10 protein-coding genes are annotated in these 14,555 nt (G+C 33.5%); 4 read left to right on the top strand and 6 right to left on the bottom strand.

Translation table 11 applies throughout. The annotated features are described in order from the left end of the window. The first annotated feature begins 36 nt into the window (after nucleotides 1-36). Nucleotides 37-1,035: a DUF3078 domain-containing protein gene (locus DMB68_RS12060; protein ID WP_110346906.1), complete on the top strand. Its 999-nt coding sequence runs from the start codon at nucleotides 37-39 to the stop codon at nucleotides 1,033-1,035. 4 nt (nucleotides 1,036-1,039) lie between these two features. On the opposite strand, the gene DMB68_RS12055 is transcribed toward DMB68_RS12060, so the two are convergent. The 3 genes from DMB68_RS12055 to DMB68_RS12045 form a co-directional block, all read right to left on the bottom strand. After that, the gene (locus DMB68_RS12055; RefSeq protein ID WP_110346905.1) at nucleotides 1,040-2,386 is read right to left on the bottom strand and encodes a deoxyguanosinetriphosphate triphosphohydrolase; all 1,347 of its coding nucleotides are present in this window, start codon (nucleotides 2,384-2,386) and stop codon (nucleotides 1,040-1,042) included. Nucleotides 2,387-2,654: 268 nt separating this feature from the next. Further along, on the bottom strand, nucleotides 2,655-4,535 hold the full coding sequence (locus tag DMB68_RS12050) for an NHL domain-containing protein (RefSeq protein WP_110346904.1): 1,881 nt from the start codon (nucleotides 4,533-4,535) through the stop codon (nucleotides 2,655-2,657). Between the two features lie 118 nt (nucleotides 4,536-4,653). Beyond that, nucleotides 4,654-5,115 (bottom strand): Lrp/AsnC family transcriptional regulator, encoded by a 462-nt coding sequence (locus DMB68_RS12045; protein ID WP_110346903.1) that lies wholly within the window; start codon nucleotides 5,113-5,115, stop codon nucleotides 4,654-4,656. 157 nt (nucleotides 5,116-5,272) lie between these two features. Between DMB68_RS12045 and metE the strand changes: the two genes are divergently transcribed. Together metE and gldA are read left to right on the top strand one after the other, a co-directional pair. Continuing rightward, nucleotides 5,273-7,597 (top strand): 5-methyltetrahydropteroyltriglutamate--homocysteine S-methyltransferase, encoded by a 2,325-nt coding sequence (gene metE, locus DMB68_RS12040; protein ID WP_110346902.1) that lies wholly within the window; start codon nucleotides 5,273-5,275, stop codon nucleotides 7,595-7,597. 372 nt (nucleotides 7,598-7,969) lie between these two features. Beyond that, on the top strand, nucleotides 7,970-8,866 hold the full coding sequence (gldA, locus tag DMB68_RS12035; RefSeq protein WP_110346901.1) for a gliding motility-associated ABC transporter ATP-binding subunit GldA: 897 nt from the start codon (nucleotides 7,970-7,972) through the stop codon (nucleotides 8,864-8,866). A 59-nt stretch (nucleotides 8,867-8,925) separates the two neighbouring features. Here the strand turns inward: gldA and DMB68_RS12030 are convergent, their stop codons facing one another. Both DMB68_RS12030 and DMB68_RS12025 read right to left on the bottom strand, forming a co-directional pair. Further along, entirely contained in the window at nucleotides 8,926-9,690 is a 765-nt protein-coding gene (locus DMB68_RS12030; RefSeq protein ID WP_110346900.1) for a hypothetical protein, read from the bottom strand. An 83-nt stretch (nucleotides 9,691-9,773) separates the two neighbouring features. Continuing rightward, nucleotides 9,774-10,901, bottom strand: a complete 1,128-nt coding sequence (locus DMB68_RS12025) for a helix-turn-helix domain-containing protein (RefSeq protein WP_110346899.1) — start codon at nucleotides 10,899-10,901, stop codon at nucleotides 9,774-9,776. A 208-nt stretch (nucleotides 10,902-11,109) separates the two neighbouring features. Between DMB68_RS12025 and DMB68_RS12020 the strand changes: the two genes are divergently transcribed. Continuing rightward, nucleotides 11,110-13,554 carry a TonB-dependent receptor gene (locus DMB68_RS12020; protein ID WP_110346898.1) on the top strand — a complete coding sequence of 815 codons (2,445 nt, stop codon included), beginning with the start codon at nucleotides 11,110-11,112 and terminating at the stop codon, nucleotides 13,552-13,554. A gap of 144 nt (nucleotides 13,555-13,698) precedes the next feature. Here DMB68_RS12020 and DMB68_RS12015 read toward each other — a convergent pair whose 3' ends face one another. Then, nucleotides 13,699-14,550 carry an alpha/beta hydrolase gene (locus DMB68_RS12015; RefSeq protein ID WP_110346897.1) on the bottom strand — a complete coding sequence of 284 codons (852 nt, stop codon included), beginning with the start codon at nucleotides 14,548-14,550 and terminating at the stop codon, nucleotides 13,699-13,701. Nucleotides 14,551-14,555 lie beyond the last annotated feature (5 nt).

Genomic DNA, 14,555 nt, shown 5'->3' with positions numbered 1-14,555 from the left:
TTTGCACAGCCGAAAAAAAATCAAAAGTTAAACCTAATGAAATTAATACGCTCTACCTCTTTTTTATTGCTATTTTTATTTGCAACAAACAGTTTTTCTCAGATTATCAGAACGACATTAGATCCTGGGCAGCTACCTCCGCCGCCTTCTAATTGGAACAAAAAAAACAAACTTGGTTTTGATATTTCAGAAGTTGCTTTCGTCAATTGGAGTGCGGGGGGAACCAGCTCAATTTCGGGACTATTTAGAGGTGAGTTTACAAGAACCTATACCAAAGAAAATCATAAATGGTTTAATGAACTTATTGTGAAATACGGTATGAATAAACAAGACGGTACCGAACTAAGAAAAACAGATGATGCGATCCAGTTTAACTCAACATATGGATTTAGAAAAGATTCTCTTTCGAATTGGTATTATTCGGCTAAGTTTAATTTTAGTACTCAATTTACCAACGGTTATAAATATCCAAACAGGGATATTGCCATATCTAAACCTTTTGCACCGGCCTATATCTTTTTAGGAGCCGGATCTGAGTATTCAGACAAGAAAAAAAACAGAAACTTTTATTTCTCTCCAATCACATTAAAAACAACTTTGGTATTGGATGACTATTTAGCAAATCAGGGAGCTTTTGGTGTTAAAAAAGCGGTTTATGGACCAGACCCACTTGATCCGGAAAACGAAATTTTAATTGAAGAAGGTCAAAAAGTAAAAGCTGAATTTGGTATCTTATTTACCGGATATATGAAAAGTGAGATTTATAAAAACATTTTTTACGAAAACAGATTGACTTTATATACAGATTATTTAAACCATTTTGGAAATGTCGACATTGATTATGATACGCGTTTAGACCTTGTAGTTAACGCTTACGTAAAGGCAAATATTGGCGTTCACATTGTTTATGATGACGATATAAAATCCAAAAAAGATGTTGTTGATCCTGTTTCAGGTTCAAAATCACAGGTAGATGACGGACCAAAAACCCAGTTAAGACAAGTTCTGGGTGTTGGTCTTGTATATGCTTTTTAATGAATTAGCTGTTTTTTCTCCCATTTATCATTTCATATAATTCTAAAGCATTTCCATCCGTTAAAAGAGAAACATAGTGACAAATATGAAGCAGACGCTCGTATAAATTACCTTTTTCTAATTGATGTTTTTCAGGAAGCATTTTCAGAATCAGTTTATCGTAATTTGAAGCTGTTCCTTCGTATTTGTTGTTAAAGGCAGTTATAAATTTATCCAGTAAAGTTTGAATAATCTGATACCCCACAATTTCTTTCTCGATTACTTCACGGCTTTGGTAAATTTTGTCAACACTCAGTTTGATAATATCATTCATCTGTGCTTTGTATTTACTTTTATCTGTTAAGGCAAAGGGGAAATTTCCTGCCAGAATTGCTTCTTCATTTTCGATAAAAACATCTACAGCATCATTGATTAATGCTCCAATAGCCAAAGCACGCAAATAACTGATTCGGTCTTCTTTGGTCTCTAATAATTTATATTTATTAACTCCAATATTGTCTTGTACCAGTTTAATCAGATATTCTAAAGCATAATCTTCAGAAACCAAACCTAAATTAATACCGTCTTCAAAATCAATTATGGTATAACATATATCATCTGCAGCTTCAACCAAATAGGCCAGAGGATGCCTTTCAAATCCAATATCTCCATCTTGTTTATTGGCAATCAATCCCATATCCTCAGCGACTTCCTGAAAGAATACTTTATCTGACTGAAAAAAACCATATTTTTTATCCGCAATATTACTTGTTGGCTTTTTAGGCAGACTTTCTTTTGGATATTTCATAAAGGCACCTAATGTGGCGTATGAAATTCGAAGTCCGCCCTCAATTCCGGGGCGACTTGCTGTAAGTACCGAAAATCCATTAGCATTTCCTTCAAAATCAATTAAATCCTGCCATTGTTTTGCGGTAAGCTTGTCTTTGTATTTTAATCCTTTTCCGATAGAAAAATATTCTCCAATCGCTTTTTCACCTGAATGCCCGAAAGGCGGATTACCTATATCATGTGCCAACGAAGCCGCCGCCACAATCGCACCGAAATCGTTCATATGATAACCGTGAACCTCTTTTAAATAAGGGTATTTTTCGATGATTTTCTTACCCACCAAACGTCCAAGCGAACGTCCAACAACCGAAACTTCGAGACTATGCGTTAAACGCGTGTGCACAAAATCTGTTTTAGAAAGCGGAATAACCTGTGTTTTATCCTGTAAAGAACGAAATGCAGCCGAAAAGATAATCCGGTCATAATCTACCTCAAAACCCAATCGGGTATCATCTTGTTCTATACGTAATCTTTTGCTTGTGTCACCTTGTTTTTTAAGAGATAAAAGTTGTTCCCAGTTCATTATGATTTCAGATTGGAGATTAATGATTTTAGATTGCTGATCTAAACTTCAAAAATACATTTTATTTTAGGACTTTTCTAAAGATACTAATTCAAGATGTTCTTTTAATGATCAGCTTTATTACACCATCAATGATAAAGTTTAGAAATCGTTTTTGCTTAGATGCCAATAAATAATTTGAGATTTTAAAATCCTCGGTCCTCATTTTTAATTTTAGCTTAAAAGATTGTTTTTTAAATTGTAGTTAGTCAAACAACAGCTTTTCAACTCAATTTAACTTGAGTATTTGATTATCATATTTATCAAACACATAAATTTCATTGTTGAATTGTTCTAATTTTAGAGTATTGTAATATTCACTTAAATTACGATCTTTATTTTTCCCAAGAATATCTTCTTTCAAATAAATTTCAGACTCATTTGAATTAGAAATTTTAATTATCCTTGTTCTGTTTTTATCGGTAACATAGATATTTCCTAAATCATCAATTGCTATGTTTTCTGGTTCATCAAAGAAAATTCCGTTATTAGGCGTAATTAAGCTTATGGATTTGTCCTTTGAAATCTTCACAATTCTATTATTAGAAGAATCACAAATAAATAAATTATCTTTTTTATCAATTGCCAGCCCATGAGGCGAATTTAGTCTCACATCTTTAACTTCAAAATAATTTGAAATATTTCCCTCAGGTGTAATCATGTAAATAGTATTTTTTACACTATCAGAAATCAATAGATTATTCCTGGAATCGCACACTAAATCCGCAGGTCTTTCCCAATTTATAGTACTTCTTTTAGAATCTATAAAAGTGGTCGTATTACCTGCTAAATCGACAACCCTAATTTTAGTGTTTTTCCAATCTCCATCTAAAATAAACAGCTGGCCATTTTTGTCAATTGTAATTGCATTTGGATATTGAAATTCACTATAAGCTTTATTCCCATCTCTGCTTCCATATAAACCAGAACCTGTAAAAGTGCTCACAACTCCGTTTTTAGAAATTTTACGAATTAAATTATTGCCTTTGTCTACCACAAAAAGATTTCCATCTTTGTCAAAAACACCATCATAAGGCATTTGATACGTGGCATTATTTGCATTTCCATTTCTATGTGTTCCCTCTTTCTCGCCAATTTGTGTCACTTCATTATTTGAAGCTATGGTAATGATATAATTTTGAGAAGGAATAATGATATCATCCTTTTCATCAACAGTTATTTTAACATTATGAGCAAAATTTTCGTTATATAGTTTTTCATTGCTAAAGACATTCAGCAACTTCCCTTTAGCATCAAATTTGTAAAGCTTTTTTTTAGAACTATCAAACACAATCACTTCTTGTTTACTGTTGATTGCAATAGCAGCTGGCCACTCAATTACTCCTTGCGGAATAAATTCAGAAACAATACTTTCCTTTTTTATTACCTTAATTTTTCTATTAACCTGATCTGCCACAAAGATATCACCCTCATCATTTAAGGCTATATCACTTATTTGATGGAAAAGAGCATTTTTTGTATTACCAATTTTATCTCCCGACTGATTGTGACCAGCTATGGTTGTAACCAAACCATCAGTTGTTAATTTGCGGATTAAATGTCCGGCAGCCACATAAATAACATCTTTCTTATCAATTTTTAAAGAAGAAATCAATGGAAAATAAGCCGTTTCCTTGGGACTTGCAACTTCTCCATCTGCCGGGCCGTCAATTGTTCCCCTATAATATTTACCGGCAAACATACTAACGTTGCCCAACGAGTCTATTTTTCTAATTTGATGATAATTCACAGATACATAAACATTCTTCTTGCTGTCTATTATCATGCTTTCAGGATTTTGAAAAGATGCCAGTTGATATTTTCCATCAATGTTTTCGTTTTGCCCATTTCCTGCAAAATTTAAAATTTGATTATCCTTAATTTGTCTAATGCGATTGTTTCTCGTATCTGCTATTAATAGTAAATCATTATCAAATTTTAATACACTGGAAGGATAATTTAGAAAAACATCATTTTGAGCATCTACACCTGAAAAAATGGTTATTTTGGTTTCCTTTTTGGAAATATTTTTATTTAAAACACTTTTATTGGAAGTACAGCCACCTATTATAAAAGTTATAAGTATCGCAATTTTTTTTATTTCGCTCATTTTTTAATTCTTCATAAATTAATTACAGATATAGGTTCAACTTGTCAGATCTGCGATCAAATATATAGATTTATTCATACAAAACGGATTGATATAATTATTTAAAGTTCCTAAACAATCAAAACTCTAATGCCGTGCTATGTTTAATTTCACCCATTACAAAAATGCTATTCGTATTTCCTATATTTTCAATGGTCGATAATTTGTTCATTACAAAATCCTGATAACTTGCCATATCCTGCACCAAAATCTTCAGCATAAAATCATAGTCTCCGGCAATATTATAGCATTCGATAATTTCAGGAAGTGCTACAATATCCTTTACAAAATTACTTCCCACATTTTTTGCGTGTTCTTTTAACCGCACATTACAAAAAACAGTCATGCCGCGATTCATTTTTTTTCTGTCTAAAAGGGCAACATATTTTGTGATATAACCATCCCTTTCCAATCTTTTTATACGTTCATAAACCGGTGTAACGGTAAGAAATAATTTACTGGCAAGGTCTTTTGTATTGATATTTGAGTTTTCCTGCAGGTGTTTTAGGATCAATAAATCGGTTTTGTCGAGATTTTCCATAGTTTTTTTTACGGCTAAAATTCGTTATTCAAAATTTTACAAGTAATATAATCTTTAAAAAGCAATATTTAAAACACATTTTACTGAAATAAGAATCAAATATAAGTTTAAAAAACCAATATAATAAATTTGTACAGTAAAAAATACTGTAGTAAAAATGAAAACAAATAATTTAGGTTACCCAAGAATTGGCAGCAACAGAGAACTAAAAAAGGCTTCTGAATTGTACTGGGCAGGAAAAATTTCGGCTGATGAACTTATTGATGCAGGAAAAGAAATCCGTCTTAAAAACTGGAAATTACAAGCTGAAGCCGGAGTCGATTTGATTCCGTCTAATGATTTTTCTTTTTATGATCAGGTTCTGGATCTGACTTTGGCTGTTGGTGCAATTCCAACACGCTATCACGAACTGGCAAGAAGCAACTCCTCTCTTGATTTGTATTTTGCTATGGCAAGAGGTGCTCAAAAAAACGGTCAGGATGTTGTAGCCATGGAAATGACAAAATGGTTCGATACCAACTACCATTATATTGTTCCTGAGTTTACTAAAAACCAAAAATTTGAATTGTTTTCTGAAAAAATAATCAATGAATTTAAAGAAGCAAAAGCTTTAGGAATCACAACCAAACCTGTTTTAATTGGTCCGGTTTCTTATCTATTATTAGGAAAAGAAAAAGAAGAAGGTTTTGAAAGAATTGACCTTATCGATGCGCTGCTTCCTGTTTATTTTGAAATTCTGGAAAAATTACAAGCAGAAAATGCCGAATATATCCAATTAGACGAACCCTTTTTAGCTTTAAATTTAACTGACAAAGAAAGAAGCGCTTTCACGAAAGTGTACAACGAAATCAACAAAAGTTTCCCAAAGCTTAAAGTAGTTTTGGCAAATTATTTTGATTGTTTTGGAGAAAATCTTGAAACTGCTTTAGCGCTTCCGGTTGATACTTTCCATTTAGATTTGGTTCGCTGTCCGTCTCAGTTAGATGATATTTTAGAATCCGGAAAACTGGCTTCAAATGTAAATCTTTCATTGGGCGTTGTTGACGGAAGAAATATCTGGAAAAATGATTTCCAAAAATCTTTAGAATTGATTAAAAAAGCGACCGATGCATTAGGCGAAAACCGAATTTTAGTTGCTCCATCATGTTCTTTAATTCACAGTCCTTGTGATCTTGATTTAGAAACAAACGATCAGACACTTACCCCTGAAATCAAACAATGGCTGGCTTTTGCAAAACAAAAAATCAACGAAATTGTAGTCTTGAAACAATTCGCTTCAAACGAAGTTGATATAGCAAGTTCTGCTGATTTCAAGGAAAATGTTATCGCAAACGACAACCGTAAAACTTCAAAATTAATTCACAACAACGAAGTAAAAGCCCGTGTTGCCGGAATTACCGCTTCTGATGACCAAAGAAAAAGCACTTTTGAAACAAGAAGAAAAAGCCAGATTGAAGCTTTAAACCTTCCTTTATTTCCAACAACTACAATTGGTTCTTTCCCTCAGACTGCTGAAGTAAGAAGCTGGAGAGCGAAATTCAAAAAAGGAGAATTAACAACCGAACAATACAACGATTTAATAGAAAAAGAAACCGAGGCTACGATTCGTTTTCAGGAGGAAACCGGAATCGATGTTTTGGTTCATGGCGAATTTGAACGTAACGATATGGTGGAATATTTCGGAGAACAATTGGCCGGATTTACCTTTACCAAAAACGGCTGGGTTCAGAGTTACGGAAGCCGATGTGTAAAACCTCCTGTTATTTACGGAGACGTTTCAAGACCAAATCCTATGACGGTAAAATGGTCAAAATATGCACAATCCCTGACTCCAAAATGGGTGAAAGGAATGTTGACTGGTCCAGTAACAATTTTGCAATGGTCATTTGTACGTAATGATCAGCCTCGCTCTGAAACCTGTACACAAATCGCTTTTGCCATTCGTGATGAAGTGGTCGATTTAGAAAAAGCAGGAATTAAAATCATTCAAATCGACGAACCTGCAATTCGTGAAGGTTTACCTTTAAGAAAAGAAGAATGGGCTGCTTATCTGGACTGGGCCGTAAAAGCATTCCGAATTTCGGCAAGCGGTGTAAATGACGACACACAAATTCACACACACATGTGCTACAGCGAATTCAACGATATCATTCAAAACATTGCCGATATGGATGCCGATGTTATCACAATCGAGTGTTCGCGTTCTCAAATGGAACTTTTAGATGCTTTTGCCGATTTTAAATATCCAAACGAAATTGGTCCGGGAGTTTATGATATTCACTCGCCACGAGTTCCTTCAAGCGAGGAAATGGTAAAGTTACTGGAAAAAGCTTCTGCGGTTATTCCTGTAGATCAGTTATGGGTAAATCCTGATTGCGGTTTAAAAACACGCCATTGGGATGAAACCAAAAAAGCGCTAATCGAAATGGTAGCCGCTGCTCAGGAAATGAGAGCTGGAGTTGAATACCCTGTGAGTTTATAATTCTTTTAAATAATTCTTGTTTTTTTTAGTGCCGGCAAACGAAGTCGAAAATCTTGTAGTTATGATTTGTTCAACTTGTTTAAGCTGGCACTATTTTTAAATGATTTTATTTTTTAAAGCAGAAAAATATCCATTTCATATCACATTCTGTCCTGCTATCCGCTATATCTTTTGCGGCAAACACTGCCACAAAAGGATGTCGCTTCTATCAGGGCTAAATGACAGGCTTTAGTTTTCATTATTTTTCTCTATATTCCTTTAAAAAAGGAACCTTTCTGATTTATTGGCGATTTCAATTTAATTAAGTTCATTAAAGAACAAAATGTAGCATTCAAAAATTTTTCTGTTTACTTTTGCAGTAAATAAAAAGTCATGTCAATAGAAGTAAACAACATATCAAAAAGTTACGGAGCGCAAAAAGCATTAGACGCCGTTTCGTTTTCTATTCAAAAAGGGGAAATCGTTGGATTTTTGGGACCAAACGGAGCCGGAAAATCTACTTTAATGAAAATTTTGACTACTTATTTACTCGCCGATGATGGCTCTGCTGTTGTAAATGGACATGATGTAACAGCCAATACAAAGGCCGTTCAGCTTTCTATTGGTTATCTTCCGGAGCATAATCCGTTGTATCTGGATTTATATATTCGTGAATATTTAGCTTTTAATGCCGATGTTTATAAAGTTGACAAATCAAGAATCGAAGAAGTGATTCAACTCACAGGATTATCTCCTGAAAGCCATAAAAAAATCAGTCAATTATCTAAAGGATATCGTCAGCGTGTAGGACTTGCTAACGCCTTATTGCACAATCCTGATGTTTTGATTTTAGATGAACCTACAACAGGTCTGGATCCGAATCAGTTAATGGAAATTCGAAATGTCATCAAAAATGTTGGTAAAGACAAAACAGTTTTTCTATCTACTCATATTATGCAGGAAGTAGAAGCAATTTGCGACCGCGTGATCATTATTGACAAAGGAAAAATTGTTGCCGATAAAAAACTGGACAATTTAATATCAGCACACAAAGAGCAGGTAATCGAAGTTGAATTTGATTATAAGATTGAAGAACAGGCAATTGCTGCAATCCCGCATTTAAAATCATTTAAAAACATACATGATTGCCTTTGGGAATTAACTTTCCTGTCAGATAAAGACATGAGACCCGCTGTTTTTGATTTTGCGCACGATAACGGATTGAAGACTTTGCAACTCAACCAGAAAAATAAAAACCTGGAAGCAGTGTTTAGAGAAATTACTAAATAGTTCTTAGATTTCAGATAATAAAAGCTTGTTTTAAATATTTTAAAACAAGCTTTCTTTTTTTATTTCAGCAATGACTTCAGGTAAATCGTAAACAATAAAGACAATATAATGGCTGAAATCCGAAGTATGTTTTTTAGGATTCCATTCTCAAAATTTAGTGCGGGTAAAGTAGATTTTGTTTTTAGAAAAAAACCGACCAGCTTTTTATAATCTAAGGCAATCAAAAACAAAACACCAATTGTCAGCAAGACCGATTGTAATAAAGCACCGGCATTCATTTGATAAAAAATATTAATGAGAGTCAGATTAAAAAGTAAAGAGAACAAAATTACAGCTCCAATTAATACTTTTTTTCTAAACAATAACAAATATCCCCCCGCTATTTGTATCACAGCTATTATGATTCCGAATGTATGTGAATAACCAAAATAAAACCAGGTCAGCCACTCTCCTGTTTGCCGGTTCATTGGCATATTTGCAATTTCTACAGGTACAATAAACTGAAGTCCGTAAAATTTCTTCCAGCCAAAAGCAGCAATAGTAAAGGCAATACAATATCGAATACCGCTGTACAAAAAACCATATATTTTTGTTGAATTGATTTTTTGCTTTTTTTCTAAAGAATGCCAAATCAGCGGAAAAAAAAGTACACTTGACAAAGAAATCCCAATTAAGGAAAAAACAAAAACAGGAGGAAACCAGGGAATATTTCCTCCATTGCCAAGCAATAATAATAAAACGGAAAACTCAAGTACAAGAATTAAAGAGGTGAAAAATTTTTTCCAGATTGAATTTTGAATTTCTAAAGATGATTGTTCTAACATGTTTATCGGTATTTGAGTTAATATTCTGCAAATTTGAATATTAGCCAAATAATGAATGTTCCGATGTACCCTTTCGAACGTAATTATACTTCTTTTTTTACCAGAATAGCATTTGCTTTTACAAATTCTGTTGGAGACATTCCGGTATGCTTTTTAAAAGTGGTATTAAAGGTTGTTTTAGAATTAAAGCCGGATTCATACGCAATTCCCAAAATGTTTAATTGATTGTATTTATCAGACAGTAATAATGTTTTTGCTTCTTCAATACGGTATTTATTTATAAAATTATAGAAATTATCCTGATACAATTCATTGATTACAAAAGAAGTTTCATTGCAGCTCGCTCCTAATCTTTTCGCTAAATCGGGCAGACTTAAATCGTTTTCTAAATATATTTTTTCTGATGTTGTAACTGTTCTTAATTTTTCATCCAACTCACTTAATCTGTTTCCCGATACTCTTTTGGGACTGTATTTTTTATATACCTGAATGGATGACAATTCCTTTAATTCGCTTTTACTGAAATCGTAAATTTCTCTTTGCTGCAAAGAAAAATACGACAGGAAAAAAATACTTAACAGATATATGAAAGGAGTAAATTGAATTAAGTATTCTAAATTAAAAAATACGAGATTGAACCATACGAGTATTATCAGTACCAAAATAAGCAAAAAGTATTTTAGCCAGATAAGATCTGTTTTCTCCGTTGAAGATGAAATTTGACGCAGAAATTTGAGGTGCTTTTGTAATTTGACAAAAGACAAAGTCCAATAAATGATAGTCTGAAGAGGCAATGCAATTCGCAAAACAAAAAATACTATGCTACCGGTTTCATAACTGAATTCGATGTTTTTTCCTGTGATAAAAAAAGGAATCCTGAAAATTACAAAAATTGCAAAGGGCAAAAAATTCCATAAAATTTTCTTTTCAATTTTTTTATGTACAGATGTAAAATACAGAATGCTGATGTAAAGCAACGGAGCAGTCAGAAACCTAATCAACCCAATCATTTCAAAAAGATAAGCATGCTGAAGATGGAATTTTTGACAAAACAACTGAATTTCGAGCATAGCAAAACCCAAGGTAAGAACAAATAAGCCGAGGTATTTATTGGCTTTGATGTTTACTTTTCGATTATTAAAAAAAAGTATAAAACCAAGCAGAAAAGCTGCTCCAGAGGTAATACCCATCAGTGTTGGAAAGTTCATCATATTTAGAATTATTATTTTTTAAATTCTTGATTAACAAATTTCAAATATAAATTTCAAGTCTAAATTAGTTAATTTAAAATTTACAAATATTACCAAAGACAGCTAATACCTATTGCTTTTTAAATTGTATTTCAGAAATCATTTTATTTTTTATTTTTATTTAGTCTAAATTATTATATTTTTGCGGTCTAAAATTTAAATAACCGCCATGAAGTTTACTTATTTAATAGTATTGTTAGCCTTTTTCAATATAGGTCAGGCACAAAATGCTAAAATTACGGGAAAGATAATTTCCGAAAATGATGAAGCTGTTTCGTATGCTTCTATTTCGATTAAAAGTTTAAAAAAAAATGCCATTTCTGATGATAACGGAAATTTTGAAATCACAGGTCTTGCAACAGGCTCTTATACTATTTCTTTCTCGGCGATGGGATTTTCTGCTTTGGAAAAAACAATTGAGCTGCATGAAAATGAAAATACTGAAGTCACTATAATTTTACAGAAAAACATCAATACACTCCAGACTGTAGAAATTACTGGAAGAAAAGAGAAGTCTTATAAAAATACCAAATCTTTTATTGGAGCCAAAACAGAAATTGCCTTAAAAGATCTACCTCAGGCAGTCTCTTATGCAACAAAAGAGTTAATTGCAGATCAGGGTTCCATTCGCGTAGGCGAAGTTGTAAAAAACTTTAGCGGAGTAAGCCAGTTTACCTTTTACGATGATATCTCAATTAGAGGATTTCGTATCAATGGAGGAAGTAATACGCAATTATTAAACGGAATGCGAACCTCAACAGGTTTCTGGAAACAGCCACTTGCCAATTACTTAGAACGTGTTGAAGTTTTAAAAGGTCCGTCTTCGGCTTTGTTTGGAAATGCATCTCCAGGAGGAGTTTTAAATCGTGTTACAAAAAAACCTTTAGATCAGGCCGCTAACAGCGTTAGTTTTTCTACAGGCAGTTTTAATACACTAAGAGCTCTGGCAGATTTTACTGGTCCGCTTACAGAAGACAAGTCACTTTTATATCGTCTGAATTTGGGTTATGAGAACGCCAATTCTTTTAGAGATTTACAATTTGATAAAAATATAGTATTAGCCCCCTCTTTGTCTTTTCTGCCTAATGATAAAACAAGCGTGAATTTTGATTTGATTTATACCTCTTCAAAAAGCATCCTGGATCGTGGTCAGTCTACCTACGAAAATAATTTGTACTCGACAAAAATTTCCAACTCTTTAAATTCTACAAACGATTATTTAAACGAGGAAACCTACATCGTAACAACTTCACTAAACCACCGATTTACAGATCGTTTATCCTTTTCAGCTTCTTATATCCGTACTGGCTATAGCGAAGATCTGCTGGAACATCGCGGTGCTAATAAATACGCTTCTGCAGGTGATGGAACAACAATTTCAACAGCAATAGAAATGCAGGTTTTTCAACGTAAGCGTAAACGTTATATCGATAATCTTTCTGCTTTTTTTAAGTATCAGGCCAAAACCGGAATCTTCGATCATAATCTGATTGCCGGTTACGATTATGCGCAGGAGAATGTTCCTCCTGGAGGCTCTCAATTGCAGGCAACAGGATATCGAAATGCTGCTAACACAGGATCTATTGCAACATACAATCCTAATAACAAAAGTGCTTATTTATTAGACTCTAAAGGAAATCCTGTACCAAACGTAGCACATTTTGACCTGACAAATCCATCAGGATCACAACAATTAAAAGACATGAGTAAATATTTTTACAGCGCTCGTCCGTTTGATCCTACCTACTACTCATTGTATGGAGTATATCTTCAGGATCATGTAAAATTTGGAGCTTTTCAGGCCTTAATTGGAATTCGTTATGATGAATATACCGATAAAGAAAATTACAAAAAAGATACTGAGAAAAAAGTAAAGCAACATTCTTTTTTGCCTCGTTTTGGTTTGACCTATACGCTTAATTCAAACATTAATCTTTACGGAACGTATGTGAAGGGATACAATCCGCAAACGGCTTCGTCATTATCAAATCCAAATGCAGGAGGTCCATTTGATCCTTTAGAAAGTAATATGGTTGAATTTGGTGGAAAATCTTCCTGGTTCAAAGAAAGACTTTTCGTAACGGTAGCCTTATTTAAAATTCAGCAGAAAAACACCTTGTATCCGGCGAATGATACCACAAATCCAGATTTAATGAGAGCTATTGGAGAAGAAGAATCTAAAGGTATTGAGATTGATATAAACGGTAGTATTACAAGAAACTGGAGTATTTCTGCGGCTTATTCTTACAATGAAGCTTATATAACAGAAAGTCCGGTAACTACCGAAATTGGAAGACAAAAACCTAACACACCCGTTCAGCAGGGCAATATCTGGACGCGTTACAATTTTACAGATGGTGCATTTAAAGATTTTGGAATCGCAATGGGATCTAATTTTGTGACAACCCGTAATTTAAGTCAAAATATAACACAAACAATTCCAGGCTATACCTTGTTTAATGCAGCTTTGTATTATAGTATTAATAAGTTTAAAATCCAGTTGAATGCCAATAATATAACTGATAAGACCTACTGGGTTGGCGGGTATGACTACATTCGCTTGTTTCCCGGAGCGCCATCAAATTGGCTGTTAACACTTGGGTATTCTTTTTAATTTGATATCGATAAAATTTTGAGGTTTAAATAACAACAAGATATTAGAAAATGTATCTAAAATAATTAGCCTGGAGTAATATCCGGGCTAATTGTTTTATTGCCTACCGGCATTGCTCATAATTGTAATCAAATTCTTAAAACCTTATTTCAAAAAATAATTATTATCCTCAAACCAGTCTGTCAATCTTTGTGGCCAGGTTGTAAGGGAATTTGACTTTGCTCTTTTTCCCATATTAAAAGCATGACCTCCTTTAGCATACAAATGCATTTCGACCGTAACATTGGCTTTTCGATAGCCATTCAGCAGTTCCACAATTGGTGCTGAGCAACAAGAATCATCATTTGCGGCTAATAAAAAAGCGGGAGGAGCATCAGCCTTAATCTCTTTCGGAATAAATAATGGACCCGGATAAATTAATATCTGGAAATTGGGCTGTGAGTTCAGTTTATCAATTGCATCCGAAGTATTTTTCAAAACATTATTTGAATTATAGGCAATCAACGCAACTACTTCTCCACCTGCTGAAAATCCCATAGCACCAATTCGGTTAGCATCAATTTTAAATTCAGTCGCTTTGTTTCTTATTAACCTTATCGCTCTTTCAGCATCCTGTTTAACATGAGTTTCTAATTTATATGGCGAATCTTTTGTTCTTGCTAAACGATATTTTAGAACAAAAGCGGTTATTCCTATACTGTTTAAATAAGTTGCTGCATCTTTCCCTTCTGAATTAAAAACCAGATTTTCATGTCCGCCTCCGGGACAAATAAGCACTGCCATTCCGTTTGGTTTCTCCGGTAAATAAGCCGTTATTGATGGATTATGAATATTTCTCACCCACCAGTCCTGAGCCTGTTCGGGTTCATTTCTTAGATTCTCAAAACCCGGGGCACCATTTTCCCATAATGAAATCTGAATACCTTTGTTTTGAGATAACATTACATTAGAAAAAATAAGAAGCCACAAAAAGATATTCTTTTTTACAATTTTCATTCTCG

The organism is Flavobacterium hydrophilum, assembly GCF_003202405.1.
GTDB lineage: Bacteria > Bacteroidota > Bacteroidia > Flavobacteriales > Flavobacteriaceae > Flavobacterium > Flavobacterium hydrophilum.
The sequence above is the reverse complement of the archived record's forward strand: the minus strand, read 5'-3'. Positions and strand labels throughout refer to the sequence as shown.